Source organism: Burkholderia pulmonis (genome assembly GCF_984667975.1).
Genome location: NZ_OZ480187.1, coordinates 1,347,426 through 1,368,840 on the forward strand (window position 1 = coordinate 1,347,426; position 21,415 = coordinate 1,368,840).

Annotated in this window: 18 protein-coding genes; 12 read left to right on the forward strand and 6 right to left on the reverse strand. The window is 68.6% G+C overall.

Translation table 11 applies throughout. The features are described from left to right. Nucleotides 1-7: 7 nt before the first annotated feature. The 4 genes from paaK to AC5LXK_RS22775 all read left to right on the forward strand — a co-directional run bounded on the left by paaK (nucleotide 8) and on the right by AC5LXK_RS22775 (nucleotide 4,093). Complete coding sequence (gene paaK, locus AC5LXK_RS22760; RefSeq protein ID WP_493393734.1) at nucleotides 8-1,330, forward strand: phenylacetate--CoA ligase PaaK; 1,323 nt, start codon at nucleotides 8-10, stop codon at nucleotides 1,328-1,330. Between the two features lie 38 nt (nucleotides 1,331-1,368). After that, on the forward strand, nucleotides 1,369-2,169 hold the full coding sequence (locus AC5LXK_RS22765; RefSeq protein ID WP_493393735.1) for an enoyl-CoA hydratase-related protein: 801 nt from the start codon (nucleotides 1,369-1,371) through the stop codon (nucleotides 2,167-2,169). 127 nt (nucleotides 2,170-2,296) lie between these two features. Further along, on the forward strand, nucleotides 2,297-2,968 hold the full coding sequence (locus tag AC5LXK_RS22770; protein WP_282509369.1) for a MarC family protein: 672 nt from the start codon (nucleotides 2,297-2,299) through the stop codon (nucleotides 2,966-2,968). Between the two features lie 144 nt (nucleotides 2,969-3,112). Further along, nucleotides 3,113-4,093 (forward strand): aldo/keto reductase, encoded by a 981-nt coding sequence (locus tag AC5LXK_RS22775; RefSeq protein ID WP_493393736.1) that lies wholly within the window; start codon nucleotides 3,113-3,115, stop codon nucleotides 4,091-4,093. A 30-nt stretch (nucleotides 4,094-4,123) separates the two neighbouring features. Here the strand turns inward: AC5LXK_RS22775 and AC5LXK_RS22780 are convergent, their stop codons facing one another. From AC5LXK_RS22780 to AC5LXK_RS22800, 5 genes are all read right to left on the reverse strand, one after another. Then, a complete protein-coding gene (locus AC5LXK_RS22780) occupies nucleotides 4,124-4,990 on the reverse strand; it encodes a CPBP family intramembrane glutamic endopeptidase (protein ID WP_493393737.1) in 867 nt (288 codons plus the stop codon). A 101-nt stretch (nucleotides 4,991-5,091) separates the two neighbouring features. Continuing rightward, nucleotides 5,092-5,748 carry a VC0807 family protein gene (locus AC5LXK_RS22785; RefSeq protein ID WP_493393738.1) on the reverse strand — a complete coding sequence of 219 codons (657 nt, stop codon included), beginning with the start codon at nucleotides 5,746-5,748 and terminating at the stop codon, nucleotides 5,092-5,094. A 114-nt stretch (nucleotides 5,749-5,862) separates the two neighbouring features. Beyond that, nucleotides 5,863-7,794, reverse strand: a complete 1,932-nt coding sequence (locus AC5LXK_RS22790; protein WP_493393739.1) for a sensor histidine kinase — start codon at nucleotides 7,792-7,794, stop codon at nucleotides 5,863-5,865. A gap of 435 nt (nucleotides 7,795-8,229) precedes the next feature. Next, nucleotides 8,230-9,294 (reverse strand): 2,3-butanediol dehydrogenase, encoded by a 1,065-nt coding sequence (locus AC5LXK_RS22795; RefSeq protein ID WP_493394035.1) that lies wholly within the window; start codon nucleotides 9,292-9,294, stop codon nucleotides 8,230-8,232. Nucleotides 9,295-9,639: 345 nt separating this feature from the next. After that, complete coding sequence (locus AC5LXK_RS22800) at nucleotides 9,640-10,380, reverse strand: GNAT family N-acetyltransferase (protein WP_493393740.1); 741 nt, start codon at nucleotides 10,378-10,380, stop codon at nucleotides 9,640-9,642. 208 nt (nucleotides 10,381-10,588) lie between these two features. On the opposite strand from AC5LXK_RS22800, the gene AC5LXK_RS22805 reads away from it, so the two are divergent. Continuing rightward, nucleotides 10,589-11,800: an MFS transporter gene (locus AC5LXK_RS22805; RefSeq protein ID WP_493393741.1), complete on the forward strand. Its 1,212-nt coding sequence runs from the start codon at nucleotides 10,589-10,591 to the stop codon at nucleotides 11,798-11,800. A 44-nt stretch (nucleotides 11,801-11,844) separates the two neighbouring features. Then, on the forward strand, nucleotides 11,845-12,327 hold the full coding sequence (locus AC5LXK_RS22810) for a DUF3331 domain-containing protein (protein ID WP_493393742.1): 483 nt from the start codon (nucleotides 11,845-11,847) through the stop codon (nucleotides 12,325-12,327). A 24-nt stretch (nucleotides 12,328-12,351) separates the two neighbouring features. Here the strand turns inward: AC5LXK_RS22810 and AC5LXK_RS22815 are convergent, their stop codons facing one another. Beyond that, complete coding sequence (locus tag AC5LXK_RS22815) at nucleotides 12,352-13,554, reverse strand: GNAT family N-acetyltransferase (protein ID WP_493393743.1); 1,203 nt, start codon at nucleotides 13,552-13,554, stop codon at nucleotides 12,352-12,354. Nucleotides 13,555-13,719: 165 nt separating this feature from the next. On the opposite strand from AC5LXK_RS22815, the gene pdxR reads away from it, so the two are divergent. The 6 genes from pdxR to AC5LXK_RS22845 all read left to right on the forward strand — a co-directional run bounded on the left by pdxR (nucleotide 13,720) and on the right by AC5LXK_RS22845 (nucleotide 21,315). After that, nucleotides 13,720-15,234 (forward strand): MocR-like pyridoxine biosynthesis transcription factor PdxR, encoded by a 1,515-nt coding sequence (pdxR, locus tag AC5LXK_RS22820; protein ID WP_493393744.1) that lies wholly within the window; start codon nucleotides 13,720-13,722, stop codon nucleotides 15,232-15,234. A gap of 56 nt (nucleotides 15,235-15,290) precedes the next feature. Further along, nucleotides 15,291-15,641: a hypothetical protein gene (locus tag AC5LXK_RS22825; RefSeq protein WP_493393745.1), complete on the forward strand. Its 351-nt coding sequence runs from the start codon at nucleotides 15,291-15,293 to the stop codon at nucleotides 15,639-15,641. Nucleotides 15,642-16,007: 366 nt separating this feature from the next. Beyond that, entirely contained in the window at nucleotides 16,008-16,862 is an 855-nt protein-coding gene (locus AC5LXK_RS22830; RefSeq protein WP_493393746.1) for a CPBP family intramembrane glutamic endopeptidase, read from the forward strand. 141 nt (nucleotides 16,863-17,003) lie between these two features. Further along, nucleotides 17,004-17,909 (forward strand): hypothetical protein, encoded by a 906-nt coding sequence (locus AC5LXK_RS22835; RefSeq protein WP_493393747.1) that lies wholly within the window; start codon nucleotides 17,004-17,006, stop codon nucleotides 17,907-17,909. A gap of 402 nt (nucleotides 17,910-18,311) precedes the next feature. Then, on the forward strand, nucleotides 18,312-19,883 hold the full coding sequence (locus AC5LXK_RS22840; protein WP_493393748.1) for a trypsin-like peptidase domain-containing protein: 1,572 nt from the start codon (nucleotides 18,312-18,314) through the stop codon (nucleotides 19,881-19,883). Between the two features lie 220 nt (nucleotides 19,884-20,103). Next, nucleotides 20,104-21,315 carry an MFS transporter gene (locus AC5LXK_RS22845; protein WP_493393749.1) on the forward strand — a complete coding sequence of 404 codons (1,212 nt, stop codon included), beginning with the start codon at nucleotides 20,104-20,106 and terminating at the stop codon, nucleotides 21,313-21,315. Nucleotides 21,316-21,415: the final 100 nt, after the last annotated feature.

Below are 21,415 nucleotides of genomic sequence, written 5' to 3' on the forward strand. Positions count from 1 at the left end.
CACCCCGATGACTCACCCGACGCATCCCGCCGCCGCCCTCGAGCCGATCGAGACCGCCAGCCGCGACGAACTGCAGGCGCTGCAGCTCGAACGCCTCAAGTGGTCGCTGCGCCACGCATACGACAACGTTCCGCACTATCGGCGCACGTTCGATGCGGCGGGCGTGCATCCGGACGACCTGAAGTCGCTCGCCGATCTCGCGAAATTCCCGTTCTCGACGAAGGGCGACCTGCGCGACAACTATCCGTTCGGCCTCTTTGCGGTGCCGCGCGAGCAGGTCGTGCGCGTGCACGCGTCGAGCGGCACGACCGGCAAGCCGACCGTGGTCGGCTACACCGCGCGCGACATCGATACGTGGGCGAACGTGACCGCGCGCTCGATCCGCGCGGCCGGCGGCCGCCCGGGCGACACGCTGCACAACGCGTTCGGCTATGGCCTGTTCACGGGCGGTCTCGGGATTCATTACGGCGCGGAGCGGCTCGGCTGCATGGTCGTGCCGATGTCGGGCGGGCAGACCGAGAAGCAGGTGCAGCTGATCCGCGATTTCGAACCGAAGATCATCCTCGTCACGCCGTCGTACATGCTGAACCTGATCGACGAGATGGTGCGGCAGGGGATGGATCCCGCCGAATCGTCGCTGAAGATCGGCATCTTCGGCGCCGAGCCGTGGACGCAGGCGCTGCGCGAGGAAGTGGAGACGCGCGTCGGCATCGACGCGCTCGACATCTACGGGCTGTCGGAGGTAATGGGCCCGGGCGTCGCGTGCGAATGCGTCGAGACGAAGGACGGCCCGGTGATCTGGGAAGACCATTTCTACCCGGAGATCATCGATCCCGTCACGGGCGAAGTGCTGCCCGACGGCAGCCAGGGCGAGCTCGTGTTCACGTCGCTGACGAAGGAAGCGATGCCGGTGATCCGTTACCGCACGCGCGACCTCACCGCGCTGCTGCCGCCGACCGCACGCGCGATGCGCCGCCTCGCGAAGATCACGGGCCGCTCCGACGACATGCTGATCGTGCGCGGCGTGAACGTGTTCCCGAGCCAGATCGAGGAGATCGTCGTCGCGCTGCCGCAGCTGTCGGGCCAGTTCCAGATCACGCTGTCGCGCGACGGTCACATGGACCGGCTCGACCTCGTGGTCGAGCTCCGTTCCGAGGTGGCGGCATCCGTCACCGACGGCGATCGTGCGGCGCTTGCGCGGGAGCTGCAGCACCGGATCAAGACGATGGTCGGCGTGTCGTCCGGCGTGACGGTGCTGGCGGCAGGCGGCATCCCCGCGACCGCGACCGGCAAGGCGCGGCGCGTGATCGACCGCCGCCAGGCCGCCTGATTTCGATGTTTACCGTTCAACCCGAGGAAACCTGTTCGATGGATGGATTGAAGACCCTGGCCGTCACGGTCGACGCACGCGGCATCGCGACCGTCGCGCTGCAGCGCGGCGACGTGCTGAACGCGTTCGACGAGACGATGATCGCCGAGCTGACCGACGCATTCACGGCGCTCGGCCGGCGCGACGACGTGCGCGCGATCGTGCTGCGTTCGGACGGCCGTGCATTTTGCGCGGGTGCCGACCTGCAGTGGATGCAGCGTGCGAGCGCGAACGACGCGGCCGCGAACCTGCGCGACGCCGAGCGCTTCGCCGCGATGATGCGTGCGATCCGCCAGTGCCCGAAACCGACGGTCGCCCGCGTGCAGGGCCACGCGTTCGGCGGCGGCGTCGGCCTGTGCGCAGCCTGCGACATCGTGATTGCAAGCGACCACGCGCGCTTTTCGGTCAGCGAGGCGCGCTTCGGGATCCTGCCGGCCGTGATCGGCCCGTATCTGGTCGAGGCGGTCGGCCAGCGCCAGGCGCGCCGGCTTGCGCTGACCGCGACGCAGCTCGCGGCCGCCGAAGCCGTCGCGATCGGCCTGATCCACCAGGCCGTGCCGCTCGATGCGCTCGACGCAACGCTCGACCGCACGCTCGCCGAGCTGGGCCGCAACGGCCCGAACGCGCTGACGGAAATCAAGCGCTTCTTCGATGCGATCGGCGAGTATCCGCCGTCTGACGAACGTGCGGCATTCACCGCGCAGACGATCTCCCGCGTGCGGGCGACGCCGGAAGCGAAGGAGGGTTTCGCGGCCTTCTTCGCGAAGCGGCCGCCGGCCTGGGAAGCGGGCGCCGAGTAACGCGCAACGACGACGATCGACGGCGAAACGGGCCCGGCCGCATTTTGCATCTCGGGCCCGGACGCTTGCTCTACAATGCGTGACCTCCGGCGCGCTGCCGGCCCAGCCCCGACCGATGCTTCGCACGATGATCGTCAACCGCCTTATCTCCGAGATCCTGTTCGGCTTCACCGGCCTGATCGGCATCATCAATCCGATCGGCATCGCGTTCCTGTTTCTCGAACGGACCGAGGCGCTGACCGAGCACGAACGCGACCTGCTCGCGAGGAAGGTCGCATTCAACTCGTTCGTCGTGCTGCTGGTGGCGTTCTTCGCCGGCACGCCCGTGCTGCATTTCTTCGGGATCTCGATGGAAGCGCTGCGGATCGGCGGCGGTTTCGCGGTTGCCGTGGCCGGCTGGCAGATGCTGAACGAACCCGACGGGCCGGGCGGCGGCGACACGCCGGTCAAGCCGATCGATGCGAACGCGATCATGACGCGCGCCTTCTTCCCGCTGACCGTGCCGCTGACGGTTGGCCCCGGCTCGATCGCGACCGCGATCGCGCTGAACGCGAACCGCACGCACAAGCTGTCGGAATTCATGCTGTCGAGCATCGTGTCGATCGCCGTCTCCGTGCTCGTCGCGGTCGTGATCTGGCAGGTCTACAGCCGCTCCGCGCTGCTCGCGCGCTACCTCGGCAGCGAAGGGACCAAGGTCGCGAAGCGCGTGTCGGCGTTCCTGCTGCTGTGCATCGGCGTGCAGATCATGCTGACCGGCTTCTCCGCGTTCCTGCAGCCGATCGCCGACCAGGTCAAATAGCCGGGGCGCCTCGGTTCCTTCTTTCACGCAGCCTGCACGCGTGCGCGTGCCGTACGCGTTCTCGCCGTGCGGGATACCATGCGACGTCCGGCGGATGCGCGACGCGCATTCGCCGCAAACCCAACTTGAGTGGCGAGGCGTGCAATGGAATACGTGAAATTCGGGTCGACCGGGCTGGACGTGTCGAAGCTGGTGCTGGGTTGCATGACGTTCGGCGAGCCGTCGCGCGGCACGCACCCGTGGACGCTGCCGGAAGCGGAAAGCCGCCCGATCATCCAGCGGGCGGTCGAGGCCGGCATCAACTTCTTCGACACCGCGAACATGTACTCCGACGGCACGTCGGAGGAGATCGTCGGCCGCGCGCTGCGCGATTTCACGAAACGCGACGACGTCGTGATCGCGACCAAGGTGTTCTACCGGATGCGGCCGGGCCCGAACGGCGCCGGCCTGTCGCGCAAGGCGATCATGACCGACATCGACCAGAGCCTGAAGCGGCTCGGCACCGACTACGTCGACCTTTACCAGATTCACCGCTGGGACTACGGCACGCCGATCGAGGAAACGCTCGAGGCGCTGCACGACGTCGTGAAGGCCGGCAAGGCGCGCTATATCGGCGCATCGTCGATGTTCGCGTGGCAATTCGCGAAGGCGCTGCACACGTCGAAGCAGCACGGCTGGACCCGCTTCGTCAGCATGCAGAACCACCTGAACCTGCTGTATCGGGAAGAAGAGCGCGAGATGCTGCCGCTGTGCGCAGACGAAGGTATCGCGGTGATTCCGTGGAGCCCGCTCGCGCGCGGACGCCTGACGCGCAACTGGGACGAATCGTCGGAGCGGCAGCAGAAGGACGACGTCGGCCAGCGGCTGTACGACGCGACCGCGGCGGCCGACAAGGCGGTCGTCGAGGCCGTCGCGGCGATCGCCGCCGCACGCAACGTGCCGAAGGCGCAGGTGGCGCTGGCGTGGGTCGCGCAGAAGCACGGCGTGACCGCGCCGATCGTCGGCATTTCGAAACCGCGGCAGCTGGACGATGCGCTCGGCGCGCTCGAGCTGAAGCTGACCGACGACGAAATCGCCACGCTCGAACGCCCGTACGTGCCGCACGCGGTCGCAGGGTTCAACTGAGCGGCAGCGCGGGCGAGGCTCGCGCCGCGTTCAGCGCGCGGCCGCGAGCATCGGGTAGGTGAACAGCCCGAAGTGGACGACGTTCAGCCCGGCGTGCGCGATGGCGGCGGCGAGCAGGCCGCCGCGCCGCCATGCGAGGCCGTAGCCGATGCCGGCCACCGTGCCGAGCACGATCCATTGCCAGCCGCCGGCCGCGTGCGCGGCGCCGAACAGCAGCGCGCCGGTCGCGAGCGCGGCCCACGGGCCCCACGCGTAGGCGCGGAGCGCGCGTGTCAGCCCGCCTTGCACGTAGCCGCGGAACAGCGCTTCCTCGGCGAGCGTGACCAGCAGCAGGTTGTTGACGAGCCACAGCCAGCCCGACGGCGGCCATTTGGGCGCCCAGCCGACCATCCCGATCGCGAGTGCGCCGGCCAGGCACGCGGCGGCCGTGGCGACGGCCGCCGCCACGCCGGTGCGCAGCGCGCGCGACAGCGCGACGTCGGGGGCGACCCACGGCAGCGCCCACAACAGCCACAGGCCGATGAGCGGCTTGTCGAAATTCAGGTACATCGTGAACGGCGCGGCGTCCGGCGTGAAGCGCGTCGGCGCGATCACGCGCGGATTGTGGAAGCCGGGAAGCAGGTGCAGGCTCAGCGCGATCGCCAGCGCGGCAAAGACGACGTGCGCGGCGATGCGCACCGCGAGCGGGCGTTCGGGCAAGACGCCCCAGGCCGCGGCAACCAGCAGTGCGAGCGGCGCCAGCGTGACCGGCGCGAGCTGGCCGAACGCCAGCGCGCCCGCATAGCCGAGCGCGGCGAGGCCGATGCTGAGGCCATGCAGCGGGCGATGCCATGCGAATGCGGCGGCCGCGAACAGGGCGATCCAGATCGTGGCGCACGGAAGGAGCGAAAGGGACATGACAGAAGCGGTATTCGTCGGACGAGACGCCGCGCATCATACAGCAGCGGCCGTGACACGCCGTCGGGCGGGCGATGGCCGGGCAGCCGGCCAGCCGGGTGTCAGCGGCCGGCGGTCTCGGTGACGCCGTTGCGGCCCGGGATGTCGACGCTGTTGCGCACGCGCATCCGCCGCCGGTACCAGAACGTCCACGCCAGCAGGCAGCCGAACACCGTGTAGCCGATGACCGGTGACACGACCAGCACGCGCTCGACCGGCCAGGTGATGACCATCCAGCAGCGCAGCAGCATCTCGAGCGTCATGAAGGCGCCCCAGACGAGCGTCATCAGTCGCAGCATCTGCCGCAACCGCGGCTGCGCGTCCCAGACCGCTTCGAAATGGGCGGCGCCGCCGTCCATCTCGCGGGCCACGGTGGCGCGGGCGAGGTAGAAGATCAGCGGGCGTTCGCGGAACATCGACAGCAGGAACACGACGCCGATCGAGCCCGATGCGAGCGATTCGCGCATCAGCAACGTGCGCGGGCTGCCGCCGAGCGCCATCCCGATGATCGACAGCGCGATGCCGAGCAGCACGATGGCCGCCACCGCGTCGACGCGGCGCGAGCGGATGAATTCGACGATCGACCAGATGATCGGCGGAATCGCCGATGCGTACAGCGCGCCGGTTTCGCCGAAATGCGGATGCGCGACCCGATAGGCCACCCACGGCAGCACGAGGTTGACGAAGAGTTCGAGAATCAGTCCGGCTCGCGGTTTCACAGTGCGCAATTCCACGCAGGCCGGGGCGAACGCGAGCAGGGCATGGTTGCCCCCGGTTGCCCCGAAAAGGGTTCGGTCCAGTATATCGAAGAATCGTGCGACGCCGCTGCCCCGTCATGCGCTGCTCGCAGCCGGCAGCGTGATCGTGATCGTGGTGCCCTGCAGCACGGCGCTCTGCACATGGATCTCGCCCGCGTGCCGTTCGACGACTGCCTTGACGAACGCCATGCCGAGACCCACACCGCTGGTTTCCGGTTGCCCGGCGGTGCGAAAGCGCCGGTAGCGTTCGAACAGCCGCGTCTGGTCCGCGCTGCTGATCCCGCATCCGCTGTCGCGGATCGTGCAGCGCACGGTCCTGCCGTCGGCGTCCGGCTCGACCCGGCATTCGATGCGGGTGTGCGACCCGCTGTACTTGATCGCATTGTCCAGCAGGTTGATCAGCGCGCGCGACAGCAGGGCCGGGTCGCCCGGCACGATCGCGTCGTCGCGCCGCGGCACGTCGTCGATCGAGATATGTTTGCGGTGCGCGAGCGGCCATACGGCGTCGCGCGCCTCGTTCATCAGGTCGGCGAGGTTGACCGGCACGCGCTCGTATTCGCTGGCCTCCGCGCGCGACAGCTGCGCGAAACCGTCGGCCATCGCCAGCGTGTGCCGCGCGAGCTTGCCGATTCTCGCGCACTGCCGCTTCGCCTGCGCATCGGCCGCGCGGTGTTCCTGCCCGTCGATCAGGATGATGAGCGACGTCAGCGGCGCGCGCATGTCGTGCGAGAACAGCGTCAGCATGTCGTTGCGCTGGCGCTCGAGCATGTCGCGACGGACATGCGCATGGCGCAATATCTCCAGCGCGTCGTGGATGCGGGCGATCTCGGGCCCGACGCCGCGCGGCATCGCGACGTGCGCCGTGTCGCCGTCGCTGAGCGCGACGATCCGGCGGCCGAGCACGTCGAGCGGCCTGGACAGCAGCCGCTGCGTGCCGCGCGCAAGCGACAGCAGGATCGCGACGCTGAGCACGGTCGCGATTGCCGACATCGCGACCTTGATCCGGGCCGTGTTCCGGTCCGAGACGGCGCGGTGACGCGCGCCGTCGATCACGCGGTCGCGCAGCACTTCGCACGGCCGGAAATACGGGACGATCGTTCGGGAGAAGGCGACCGCGCTCATCGGATAGGCGCCGGTCCGGCCGTTTGCGACAACCGTGTCGACGAGCGGGAGCAGATGGTTGTCGAACGCGGCGTTGAGTTGCGCGTACTCGCGGGCCACGTCGGCGTCGTCGAGTTGCGCACCGATCGCACCGTCGATCAGCGCGCGCAATTGCTCGATGCGTCCGCGCATCAGCATGATGTCCGCGAACTGCGCGCGGTCGAGCGGCTGCCGCCTGTACATCGGCGCAATGAGCAGCGAGCCCGTGCGTCCCGCGTATTCCCTGAGATCGCTCAGTAGCCTGGCGAGCAGGATCGCACCCGACGTGCGCGGGTCGCGCATCGCCGTATCGGTCATCGCGCCGTCGATCAGCAGCGACACGGTGTCGGCGACGCGGAACAGGCGCGCCTGCGCATGCTGGATATCGTGGACGGTGCGTGACGCGGGCGGCCGGGCGTCGAGCGCGTCGACTTCCGCGCGCGCATCGGCGAGCGTGATCCGGATCGCGTCGAGCCCGTGCAGCAGGTTGCCGCGCTCGCGATCGTCGAGCGCGGCGGCCTGTCCGATACCGGCGCGAAAGCGCGCAAGTGCCTGATCGGAGCGGTCACGTGCGGCGAGCAGGTTGCGCACGTCGGCTGCGTCGTGGCTTTGCAGGCGGACCAGCAGGTCGTTCGTCGGGCCGCGCTCGGCCGAGATCATGTTGGCGGCGACCATCGCGCCGTGGATGAATTCGAAGCTTTGCAGGTCGGCATTTTCCTGCCGGTATTGCCGGAAACTTCCCCAGATGATCGTGCCGCACAGCAAGGCCAGCAGCGTGGTGACGAGGGTGAAGCCGATATGCGTCTTCTGCTGGATCGTCAGCGATCGAACGTTGTTTGCGCGTTCCCGATTGAACGAGAGATTCATGACACACCCTGTTTGCAAGCTATCCCGGGAGGCCCGTATTCTCGGCCTGTCGGCGCCATTGCGTGCGAGGTTCAACCGGTGTTCCGCCGTCGCGGGGCGGCAACGATCGCGGCCGGGAAGCCGGATCGCGCGTTGCACAGGATCGCCTTGCGTCATCGTCCTGTCGACTCCGGAAGAATCGCGCTCGATCGGGAGAAACCCTGATCGAGCGTCAGGCGGCCGGTGCGTTGTGGCGAATGGTTTGGATTGCGAATGTTTTGGCGCGCCGTATCCGGATGGAAACCGGTATGGCGGGCGCTTCGGATGACGGGGGGCGGGCGGAAGGGAGGTGGACGGGAAGCGCCGGCCGGCCTGCGCGTCGCCCGTGCCAGGGCGACGCTCAATGATGGGCCGGCAGCGTGCGCGGCGCGAGTCGATGCCGCGTCGCGCGTGCGGTCAGGAGACGGCCGGCTGGACGATGATCTTCACGTTGCGGTCCTTGTGGTTGACCAGCTCCTCGAAGCCGTGCGCGACGATGTCGCCGAGCGCGATGCGCCCGGTGATGAGCGGCTGCACGTCGATGCGGCCGTCCGCGATGAAGCGGATCACGTCCGCGAATTCGCCGTTGTACGCGAGCGAGCCGATCACTTCCTTCTCGGTCGACACGATGTCGAAGAAGTTGAACGGTGTCGGTTCCTCGAAGATGCCGACCATCACCGACTTGCCGGCCTTGCGGATCACGTCGATCGCGAGCTTCGCGGTGGCCGTGTGCCCGATGCATTCGAACGATACGTCGGCGCCGTAACCGCCCGTCAGCGCCTTGACTTCCGCGATCGCGTCGGACGTCTTCGGATCGATGACGACGCTCGCGCCGACCTCCAGCGCCTTCTGCTTGCGCGCGGCCGACATCTCCAGCGCGATCACGCGCCCGGCGCCCGCGGCCTTCGCGCACATGATCGTGCACAGGCCGATCGTGCCCGCGCCGACCACGACGACGGTCTGCCCGACGATGTTGCCGGCCTTCTTCACCGCATGCAGCCCGACCGCGAGCGGCTCGATCAGCGCACCGGCTTCGGTCGGGAAATGGTCGGGCAGCTTGTACAGCAGTTCGGCCGGCACGTTCACGTATTCGGCGAATGCGCCGTTGTTCATCAGCCCGGTGAACGCGAGGTTCTCGCAGATGTTGTACAGCCCGTGCCGGCAATACCAGCAGGTGCCGCAATGCTGGCAGGCGTCGGCCGTCACGCGGTCGCCGACCGCGAAGCCCGAGACGCCCGCGCCGAGCTCGGCGATCTCGCCGCTGAACTCGTGACCGAGGATGCACTGGCCCTTCAGGCCCGTCAGCGGATGCGGCGCGTCGACCGGGATGAACACGGGCCCGGCGACGTATTCGTGCAGGTCGGAGCCGCAGATGCCGCACCAGTGCACGCGAATCGTGACCCAGCCTGCGGGCGGGCGCGCCGGAACGGGCACTTCTTCGACGCGGATGTCATGGCGGCCATGCCAGACGGCGGCCTTCATGCTGGGGGCGGTGTTCGGTGCCGATGTACTCACGTTGCTGTCTCCGTCAGGTTGTCGTCGGGCGCGAGGCAGGACTGCCGGTGCGCCCGTCGCGCGATTGCGCGATCGACCGGTATGCAGGAACGGGGCCAGCGTGAATCGGTGCGGCGGGAAGGGGGCGGAAGGCGTGAGCCGGGTGCGGCGCACCATGCCGCTTTCGATCGACGGTAAGGATTCAAGCGGAAAGCGATGTTGAATTTGCTGCGACTGCGCGATGGCGCATCGAGTGAGACGCTGGGACGTTCGTCTCAGCGCAATGAGACGAATCGCGAGACGCTGATGAGCGGTCGCCCGGTTCGGTCGCGTTCAGGCGAGCACTTCGTCCACGGCGACCGGGGCGAGCGGCGTGAACCCGGCGGCGCGGTACAGCGGCTGGCCGGCTTCGGTCGACATGAGCCACACGCGCTGCGCACCCCGTTGCCGCGCGTGCGCGACGATCGCGGCGAGCAATTGGGTTGCAAGGCCGCGGCGGCGGTATGCGTCCGCCGTCCCGACCCGGTCGACGACGATATCGCGCGGCGACGCGAAGCCGTAGCGCGCGGTGGCCGCGATCTGCCCGTCGAGCCGGTGCGCGAACAGGAACGCGGCCGGATTCGGCCGGAACGGCGGGAATGCATCGCTGGCGTTGAATGCGTCGACGGCGTTCGGCGTGTCGCAGGCGAGCGCTCGTGCGAGCGCGTCGTCGCCGGACAGCACGCCGATATCGGCGGCCATGAAATGCTCGTCCGACAGCCGGCGTGTCCTGCCGTGCAGCGCGGGCGGCAGCGGCACGGCGCCGTAGCGCGTGATCCACGCGCCGACGGCAAACGGGCCCGCGCCGGACGCGGGCGCCCCCTCGATCACGAAATGTTCGACAGGCCGGCCCATGCCGCCATCGAACTGCACGACGTGGCCGTCCAGGCTGTCGTACAGCGGCGCCTCGCGCCGGTCGCGCGCCGCGCAGTACCCGGCGATGAAGGTGCGCACGGCCGCCTTGCGGTGGGGGAAGGCCGACCAGGCTTCGTCGAGCGGGAACGGTGTGGCTGGTGCGGGAGAGGCGGTCGGCATGGCTGCGCGGCGTTGTCGGGACAAGGCCGATAGCTTAGATCAGGATGCCGTCGCGTGTCGCGGCGGCCATTGCAGCGATTGCCGGAACGGATCGTTGCGCACGTTACCCCTTTACTTGAAGTTAACTTCAATTTGTATCATGTGCGCCAGTCCGATTGCGGCCGCGCGAGACATCCCGTTGCACGCGGCCGCTTCAGCGGAGGTGAAAATGACCGAATCGCCTGTCGCGGCCGATGCCGCCACGCTGCCGTCGCGCAGCTACCGGGCCGCCGTCGCGAACGTCGTGCTGGCCAGCATCGTGTCGGCGTTGCACGTCGGCAAGGCGACGATCGCGTTGCCGTCGCTCCAGCACGAGTTCGGCGGCTCGCTCGCATCGCTGAGCGGGATCATGTCGGTGTTTCCGTTTGTCGGCGTGTTCGGCGGGATCGCTGCCGGCCTGCTGGTGCGGCGCTGGGGCGACCGGCTGCTGCTGATGACGGGCCTCGTCATCCTCGGCCTGTCGAGCGTCGCCGGCGCATGGGCCGGCAGTTTCGCGCTGCTGCTGGCCACGCGCTTCGCGGAAGGGCTCGGCTTCGTGATCGTGGTCGTCGCCGCGCCGGCCGTGCTCAATCGCGTGACGCCGCCCGAACGGCGCAATCTCGCGTTCGGCCTGTGGAGCACGTTCATGCCGGCCGGCATGGCGCTGTCGATGCTGGTCGGGCCGCTGCTCGGCGGCTGGCGCAACGGCTGGCTCGCGGCCGCGGCGCTGACGCTCGTCGCGGCGGCCGCGGTGCCGGTCACGACGTCCGCGGGCACGCCGTCGCGGCAGGCTGCTGCGACGCGTATCGGGCCGGCACTGCGCGACGTGCTCGCGTCGCGCTCGACCACGCTTCTCGCGCTGGGCTTCGCGACCTACAACGTGCAGTTCTTCGCGGTGATGACGTTCCTGCCGGTGTTCCTGATGCAGCGCCTCGGTGTCGCGGTGGGCGCGGCAGGGCTGATCAGCGCGGCGATCGTCGCCGCGTGCGTGATCGGCAACCTGACGGCCGGCTGGCTGCTGTCGCGCGGTGCGCGACCGGGGATCGTGATGGCCGCGACGTCGGTCGCGATCGGCGCGGCCGGGGCAGGACTCTTCAGCGCGGCGACGCCCGCGCCGCTCGCGGTTGCGCTGGGGTTCGCATTCTCGGCCATGGCCGGGATGCTGCCCGCGACGATCCTGGCCTGCGCGCCGGGTTCCGCGCCGTCGCCGTCGCTGGCGCCGCTCAGCATCGGCTGGGTGGTGCAAGGCAACTACCTCGGCCAGGTGGTCGGGCCGCTGACGATCGGCGCGATCGTCGGTGCGTTCGGCTGGCCGGGCGGCATCGGGCTGATGCTCGGCGCCGCCGTCGTTGGCGCGGCGATCGGCCTGTCTTTGCTGCGCGAACCGCTGGGCCGGCGCTGAGTACAGCGCCGGCGCCGTTCAACCTGCACGGAAACCCGTCAAGCATGCTCAACACCATGGAAAGCCTGATCTGCGAAGAAGACCTGACGTGCGATGCGTTGGCGTTCGACGAATGCGATGCGATGCCGTCGCGCGGTGGCGTGGTCGCGCATCCGCTCGTGACGATCGGCCGTGCGCCGATTCCGGAACACGCCGCGGCCGGGGTCTCGCCGTTGCGCCCGCAACTGTTCGTCACGGTGCTGGAGGCCGGTGACGACGGGTTGCTGATTCGATGGGTCGAGAGCGGCCGTTGCCATTACGGCGAGCAGCGCTGGCGCTTGCGCGTCGCGTTGCAGCCCGGCCGCTGCGCGATCTCGGGACAGCCGATCGAGGCGGGCGAGCCGGTGTTCCGGCCGGTGCGCCGGCCCGTGCCGGCCAATGGCGACGAGATGATCTGCCCGGCCTCGGTGCCGGGCGTGGCCGCCGCGTTGCGTGACGGTGCGCCGGAGGACGGCGACGCATGCGATCCGGCCGATGTCCAGGGCTGAACACCGGCCGGTAGCGGGGCGACGTTACTTTTTCAGATCGTGCCGGTACTGGATGAAGCCGCCGTTGTTCGCGAGCTTGTCGTACAGCGCGCGTGCGGTCGTGTTGGTCTCGTGCGTGAGCCAGTACACGCGGCTCGCGCCGGCTTCGCGCGCCCGTTCGTACACGGCCTCGATCAGCGCGCCGCCCGCGCCTTGCCCGCGTGCGTCGGGGGCCGTGTACAGATCCTGCAGATAGCAGTACGGCCCTTCGGTCCAGCACGAGCGGTGATAGATCGAATGCACGATCCCGACCAGTGCGCCCGACGCGTCGAATGCGCCGAGCACGAACATCGGTTCGGCCGGATCCATCAGGCGCGCCCAGGTGGTGGCGAACACCGCGTCGCTCAGCGCCGTATCGTAGAACTTCTGATAACCCTGCCACAGCGGGCGCCATGCGGCTTCATCGGCCGCAACGAGCGGGCGCACCGTGACGCGCGTCGCGTCGTTCGCACGGCTGACCGCGTCGCGCGCGCCGGCCTGCGCGTGGCGGATCGCGGTGAGCGGCTGGCGCTGGTTGCCTTCGGCGTCGAAGTTTTCCGGCGCGAGCCACGCTTCGAATGCGGCGCGGACGTCCGGCCATTCGCCGTCGATGATCGAAAACCACGCGGTGTCGCGATTCCGGCCGCGATAGATGATCGCCTGCCGGAACGTGCCTTCGTAGCGGAAGCCGAGCCGGGCGGCCGCCTTGCGCGACGGGAGGTTCAGGTCGTCGCACTTCCATTCGTAGCGCCGGTAGCCGAGTGTGTCGAACGCGTACTTCATCAGCAGGAACTGCGCTTCGGTCGAGATCGGCGTGCGCTTGAGCAGCGGCGAGAACGTGACGGAGCCGACCTCGATCACGCCGTTGGCCGGATCGATGCGCATCAGCGCGAGCGTGCCGACCGCGCGGCCGGTGGCGCGATCGATCACCGTGTAGTGCAGCGGATCAGGGCTTGCCTGCGCGCCGCGCGCGTAGTCGCGGTAGCTGGACTCGTCGGCGTACGGACCATGCGCGAGATAGGTCCAGTCGCTGCCGTCGGGCGCCTGCGCGTAGGCGGCGTACAGGTCGGCCGCGTGGCGCTCGGCGTCGAGCGGTTCGAGCCGGCAGTAGCGGCCTTCGAGCGCGATGCGCTCCGGGCGCGGACGCGCGGACCAGTCGGGAACGGGGTGGCCAATGGGCTGCTGGAAAGCGTTGGTGAGCGTGGACAAGGTCGATCTCGCTTCGGTTGGCGGCCGGCGACATGCCGGCATGCAGACGATCCTAGTCCCGGTGAGGTACCATGAGAAGCGCCAGAGAGCTGGAAATTTATGGTGCCACGCTCCAGGCCACCGACCTTGCGTCACGTTCCGACACTTTTACGCTGCGATGTTCCGATGACGACCGCCTTTCCTGCCGGCGACGCGCCGTTGCTGCCGCTCGATGCGCCGCTGGCGCGTGCGCCCGGCGCTCCCTCGCTGCAGCGCCAGTTGCTGCGCCGCGTGCGCGACGCGATTCTCGGCGGCGCGATGCCGGCCGGCACGCGGCTGCCCGGCACGCGCGCGCTGGCCGAGACGCTCGGCGTGTCGCGCAACACGACGGCCGCCGTCTACGAGCAACTCGTCGCGGAGGGCTTCCTGCAGTCGGACCGCCGCGGCACGCGCGTGGTCGGGCTGTCGCGGCCGGCGCCGCCGCGACGGCCCGCCGCGCCGCCGGCCGTCGCGCAACGGCTCGCACGGATTCGTCCGAGCCTCGTCGGTACCGGCGAATCGGAGGGCTTCCGGCCGGGCGTGCCCGCGCTGTCGCATTTCCCGGTGGATGCGTGGCGCCACGCGATCGACCGCGCACTGCGCCGCGCCGGCCGCGACCTGCTGGCGTACGGCGATCCGCTCGGCGAACCCGCGCTGCGCGAGTCGATCGCACGCCACCTGGCCGTGACGCGCGGCGTGCGCTGCGATCCCGAGCAGATCGTGATCACGGAGGGCGCGCAGGGGGCGATTTCACTGTGCGCGCAACTGCTGACCAATCCGGGCGATACGGTGTGGGTCGAGGAGCCCGGTTATCGCGGCGCGCGTACCGCGATGCAGGCGGCCGACCTCGACGTCGTGCCGATGCCGGTCGACGCGGAAGGCTTGCGCGCGGAAGAGGGCGACTGGCGAGAACGCACGCCGCGCCTCGTGTACACGACGCCGTCGAACCAGTTTCCGACCGGCGCGGTGCTGTCGATTTCGCGCCGGCTCGCGCTGATCGACGCGGCACGCCGCCATCGCGCGTGGATCATCGAGGACGACTACGACAGCGAATTCCGTCACACCGGCGAGCCGATCGGCGCGATGCACGGGCTCGCGCCCGATTCGCCGGTCGTCTATCTCGGCTCGTTCAGCAAGACGATGTTTCCGGCGCTGCGGATCGGCTTTCTCGTGCTGCCCGAGGCGTTGCTGGCCGCCGTGCGGCCGGCGCTGCCGGAGATGCTGCGCGGCGGGACGCGTCACGTGCAGCTCGCGCTGGCCGATTTCATCGAAACCGGCGAGTACGGCCGGCATCTCGGGCGGATGCGCCGGCTGTACCGCGACCGGCGGCGCTTGCTGCTCGCGGCGCTCGACGGCAACCTGAGCGTGCCGCACCAGGTCGAGGGCGGCCCGTGCGGGCTGCATCTCGCGCTGCGGCTGCCGGCACGTTATCGCGACCGCGCGATCGTCGACGCGGCGCGCGCGCACGGCATCGGGCCGTTTCCGCTGTCGGGCTTTGCGATCGACGCGGGGCGGGCCGGCAACGGGCTCGTGCTCGGCTTCGGCAATACGTCGGCCGATACATTCGAGCCGATGTTGCGGATGTTGTCGGCGATTGCGGAGCGGGTGGGCGGGGGGAGGCGTGACGGTATAGTTTCGCCATTCGAACTTCCCGCTGCCTGATCGTGATCCTGCTCCGCCAATCCTTCCTGTTCGTTGCCGTTGCGTGCACGTCGCTCATGGCGACCGTCGCTCACGCGCAACCCACGAGCGACGGCTTCATCTGCGATACCGACAAGCATCACGTCGTGATCGACCACGTTGCGGATGGCGCATTACGCTACCGCGCATGGAACAAGCCGCGTTCGGTCGACCAGAAGCCGGACGTCGAAGTGCGCGGCGGCATGGAGGCAACGGGCGGAACGGATCCGTGCGTGAGTACCGACTGGTCGTTCAAGCGCGGCAATATCGTGTACTGGGTGTCGGACAGCGCGGCTTGCACGGATGGCAAGCCGCCGCGCGGCGCTTACGGGATGGTCTCGGTGACGATCAACAAGGAGTTTGCGGCGCGTTACTGGTGCGTCAAGTAGTCGGTGCTTCAAAGGCGGTGAATCGCTGTACCAACCTCATGCATTAAATATTTTAAAAGACAGGTTGATATCGCTAAATCGGCGATTCGGAACTCGCTGCCTGAATCTGAATCGCTGTCCTTTCGATCGTCAAGAATGGTCAATGGCGCTTGTCATGATGAGTGCGATGAGCGACGATCAATAACGGTAACAAACGGTTACTTTTCGCCACTGATGGGTATCGGAGGACGATGACCGGATAAGCCGAGATGAGTCACGTTGGCAGTGTGCTGGAAGAAATATAAATGCCGATCGAGACGAGATCGGCCGCAGGCAACCGAGAGCGCGATCGTCGCGTATGCCGTCTGCGAAACCGTATTGAGCCCGATGAAACCCGATTCAAGCCGCTATTGCTTCCCGAATCTGCTGGAAGCGTTTTTTATCGTCGTCGTGCTGAACATGGTCGAGTACCTGATGAATTCGATCATCTGGTCGATCGGACGAAGCGCGGGGCTTCAAACGATGGCAATTGCCAGCATCGGGCGCGTGCTCGCGAACGGGCTCGTATTCACCGTGCTGCTTTACCACAGCAAATTGACCTACCGCAGTCTGCTGCACGACAGTGCCGAATCCTGGCAATCGACGATTGGCCGGTTTTTCATCCCGATCCTGCTGATGACACCGGGATTGCTGGTGTCGATGAGTGTGATTGAAGTCGGCGTCGGGCAGTTTTTCCCGTGGAGCGGGAGCCGAATTGAAGCCCGCGAGATCTACGTGAATGGCGGGCTCGGCCTGATCGTATTGACCTGCATGATTGCGCCGCTCCTCGAAGAGATGCTGTTCCGCGGGGTGATGCTTCGCAGCTTCCTGCGACAGTACCCGGAGGGGACGGCTATTGCCCATTCGGCCGCCGTGTTCGGTCTTGCGCATCTGAACGTATATCAGTTCGTGCTCGCATTCGGGCTCGGGCTGTTGATCGGGAAACTGTATGCCGCTACACGATCGCTGCTGCCGGGCATTTTGATTCATGCCTGCTACAACACGGCGGTAGTGATCGTCGCACTGAAATCGCCGTTCGTCTTTTCCCGGGAAAGCCTTCTCGAGATCTGGCCCGCGTCGTGGTGGTTCGGCGCGCTTGCGCTGGGCGGAGTGGGTGCGTGGTTGCTGGTCAAGACCGTCGACGCGCTGCGCATGGCGCAGGCGGATGGCCCGGGCAGCGACAGCTTGCGTCGAGGACGTTGAATCGGCACGCGGTCCGTCGAATCGACGGCGTGCGGCGGGCCATCGAGTTTCAGCCGGCGATCGGGCTCGGTCGCGTCCGGCGTTTCAACGAAACCGCACATCGTGTGCGGTGTTGTCTACAACGAGAAAACGGAGTGAAGCATGCGGGGCAAGCAAGTCTGTCTGGTGGGCCTGACGAGCACGGTGTTGATGTTGACGGCATGCGGCGGTGGCGATGATGGCGGCGCCGCCAACACGGGAAGCAATGCGGCGAACAGCAATACGGCGGGGACGCCGACCGCCACGTCGCCCGCTGCGCCGGCGCCGGGGGCGTCTCCCCAGCCTTCCGTACAAGCCGCATGCCGGCCGAACGGCAGCTTCAGCTACTCGGGTTCCGCGTCGCCGGTCGCGGCGAACAATGGCCAGCTGGCGGTGCTCGTGGTGCCGAATCTGCCGAGCGAATACGCGAAGAACCGCAACATGACGGCAGCCAGTGTGCCGGCGACGAGCCTGGTTCAGCAAGGCAGCGGTGCGTATACGACGCTTGCGTCGTCCGCTGCGGCGACCGATTGCCTCGGGCTCGACCATGGGGCCGTCACCGATATCCAGGGTGTCGGCACCGATGTCGCGATCGGCCGGTGGAATCGCGCGATGGATACCGACGGCAATACCTATACCGATACGCAAGGGGTCCACTACGCGGTCGGCACGCCACTGACGCTGCCCGCAACGGGTGGTTCGATGTCGTGCACCCAGGTGATTGCCGACACGGTGGCGAGCAACGACGGCAGTACGGACGGTGCGCTCGTGTCGAGTTCGGCCACGCTGGATCCGGGTACGCGCGTGCTCACCTCGCTGAACCTGTCGATCAAGCTGACGAGTGCACAGTACGGGCTGACGTACACGCAGGTGCCGCTGAACGGCGTGTTGAAGACCACCGGCCCCGCGACGATTCAGTCCATCGTTGTCGGCCACGACGCGACCCAGCCGCTGGTGGCCGTCGGTTATTCGGCCGCATTGCCGAACACGCAAGGGGTGGGTGGGGTGGTGGTGCTGTCGTGCCATTGATCGGCACCGACGCGGGCGTACCGGCGCGGGCGTACCGGCGCGGGCCTACCGGCGGGCGGAGGCCAATGACGGGCGGGCTGCGGCTTGCGTACGACCCGTCAGCGAAGTGCGACTGGCGCATGGTCGGCAGCAGGCCGCAACGATGACGTTCATGACGGCCGGCCGCGCTGCGCCGCTCGCGTTCGTGTCGACGCGTGGTGGATGTGCGGATTGACGAACCGCACGCTTTGTTCGAAACGCCCCCCGTCGCGGCTCCGCCGTCGCCGCACCCCCCGGTATACGGGTTTCGATTCGTATGTTCCAACCGGCGCGTGGGCTATAAATGGATGCGTGTACCGGTGCTTGTCGGGCGCCTGCGCGTCTCGCGCAGGTCGGCGCCGCGACCGCCGGGGGAGGTGCACCGTGGTTTGCCAGACGCTTGCTCGCGCCGTGCTTCGCACTGCGTTGATCGGGGGCGTGTTTGCCGGATTTCTGCCGCTGCCCGCCGCCATTGCCGCGACCCTCGCGCCGCCCGCTGCTCCCGCAGCGCCCCCCGCGATGAAGGCGCGGCCGCCTGCCGCGCCTTATACGATGCCGGTCGATTTTCCGGCGATCGTCGAGCGCTACGGCCCGGCGGTCGTGACCATCATCGCCGCCACGCCCGACCCGCAAACCGGCGGCCCGTCCTTTGCCATCCTCGATCCCGACGATCCGCTCGCCGCGTTTTTCCGGCACGGCGCACCGCCGCCCGCACAGGGGCCGCAGGCGCCGGCGCCCGATACCTCGCCGCGCGCGGTATCGGGCAGCGGCTCGGGCTTCATCGTCAGCGCCGACGGCCTGATCCTCACGTCGGCCCATGTGGTCGACGAAGCATCCGACGTGACGGTGCGGCTCACCGACCGTCGCGAATTCAAGGCGACGGTGCTGACGGTCGATCCGCAAAGCGATGTCGCCGTGCTGCGGGTCAACGCGACGAAGCTGCCGTTCGTACGCATCGGCGATTCGTCGAAAGTCCGCGCGGGCGAACCGGTGATGACGATCGGCGCGCCGGACGGTTCGGGCAACACGGTCACGGCAGGCATCGTCAGCGCGACGTCGCACCGGCTGGCGGACGGCAGCACGTTTCCGTTCTTCGAGACCGACATCGCGCCGAACCCGGACAACTCTGGCGGCCCGGTGTTCAATCGCGCGGGCGACGTGATCGGCATCGCGGTGCAGGTCTATACGGGCGCCGACCGCTACGCGAGCATGACGTTCGCGATACCGATTGAATTCGCGGCGAAGGTGCGCGCGCAGTTGCAGGCGCAACAGCAGGCACAGATGCAGGCGCAGCAGGCCCAGGCCCCTGCGCCGGGCGCATCGCCCGGGAATGCGTTCGGCGTCGACGTGCAGGACGTCGGCGTCGGGCTGGCCGCCGCGTTCGGGCTGCCGCGTCCGGCCGGTGCGCTCGTCAACGGTGTCGCGCCCGGCTCGCCGGCCGCGGCCGCCGGCCTGAAGCCCGGCGACGTGATCGTGCAACTGGGCGACAAGCCGATCGGCCGATCGGCCGAACTGAACGACCTGGCCGCCGCGCTGCCGCCCGGCGAGAAGGCGCCGCTGCGCGTGATCCGCAACCGCGCGCCGTTGATGCTGACGGTCACGGGCGCCGACGAGGCGGCCGGCACCGCAGGTGCGGCCGCACCGGCGCTTGCCGCACGGCCGGGCCCGGGGGCGGGCGACCGCGGCGACCGCCTCGGGCTGACGATGCACGCGCTGAGCGACGACGAGCGTCGTTCGACGGGGCTCGCGGTCGGGATGATGGTCGACGCGGTGCACGGCCCGGCGGCGAACGCGGGTATCCAGCCGGGCGACGTCGTGCTCGAGCTCAACGACACGCTGCTCGAGACGCCGGACGACGTGCAGTCGCTCGAAGCTAGCGGCGGCAGCGTGATCGCCGTGCTGATCCAGCGCAACAACGCGCGAAAGTTCGTGTCGGTGCGCGTGTCAGGGCGTTGACGCGGCCGGCGTCCACCGCCTAACATCGCCCGGTATCGTTGGCAGTCAGTCACGCATTCAGGAGCCATTCGGCATGAACACCGCTTGTTTCATCGTCGTAGTCCACAGGCGCAGGGTCCGGTAGCGACACCGCGCCGGCACCCATGCGCCCCCGACTCGTTCGGGGGCTTTTTTTTGCGTTGCGCGCGGCCGTGCGGCACGTGCGCGGAGGGCAATCCGCTTGGAACCGAACCTGTCGACCGCTTCCGAACCGGCGTCGCCGCGACACGCGACGCTGATCCTGCTCTGCGCGCTCTCGGTACTGCCGCTGAGCCTGTTCCTGCCGTCGCTGCCGGCGATCGCGCGCGACCTGCACGCGGACTATGCGCTCGTCGCCCTGTCGCTCGGCGGTTATGCCGCGGTGGCCGCGTCGCTGGAGTGCGTGACGGGGCCGCTGTCGGACCGGTTCGGGCGGCGGCCGATCGTGCTGACGAGCGTCGGCATGTTCACGCTCGGTTCGCTCGGTTGCGCGATGGCGACCGATATCCGCGTGTTTCTCGCGTGCCGGCTGATGCAGGCTGCTGTCACGTCGGTCTATCCCGTGTCGATGGCGACGATCCGCGATACCGACGGCGGGGCGCGCGCAGCGAGCCGGATCGGCTATGCGGCGATGGCTGCCGCGTTTGCGCCGATGCTCGGCCCGACGCTCGGCGGCGCGCTCGACCAGATGGCCGGATGGCGCGCGAGCTTCTGGTTGCTGGGCGCAGTCGGCCTCGCGCTGTTCGGCTGGTGTGTGCTCGATCTCGTCGAAACCCACGCGAACCGGTCGTCGAGCCTCCGGCAGCAGCTGCGCGCGTATCCGGCGCTGCTCCGTGCGCGCCGTTTCTGGGCCTACGCGCTCTGCATGGCGTTTTCGACGGGCTCGTTCTATGCGTTCCTGGCCGGTGCGCCGCTCGCCGCGAAAGCGGTGTTCGGGATCGCGCCGGCGGAGATCGGCTTCTACATGGGGACGATCACGGCCGGCTTCGTCTGCGGCAGCTTTCTGGCTGCACGGGTCGCACGTCGCTACGCGCTGGCCACGACGATCCTGGGCGGGCGGCTCGTCGCGTGTACGGGGCCGCTGGTCGGCCTTGCACTGATGGCCGGCGGTGCGACGCATGCGTTCGCGTGGTTCGGGCCGTGCGTGCTGGTCGGCATCGGCAATGGGCTGACCAATCCGGGTGCCCATGCAGGCGCGGTGTCGGTGCGCCCGGAACTGGCGGGCAGCGCATCCGGGCTGGCCGGCGCGATGACGATCGGCGGCGGGGCTGCGATGGCGTCGTTGACGGGCGCGGTGCTGACCGCCGGCAACGCCGGCTACGTGCCGCTCGCGATGATGCTGCTGTCGGCGGCGATCGCGCTGGCGGCCGCCGTGTGCGTGCGGGTGTTCGACGCACGGGACGCCGCCCAATGACCGCGGGTGCGACCCGGTACCGTGGTGGGGCCGAATGACGGACAATCCGTCGAATACCGGGAGACGACGCACCATCTGCGAGCCATGTTCCCCGACGCGC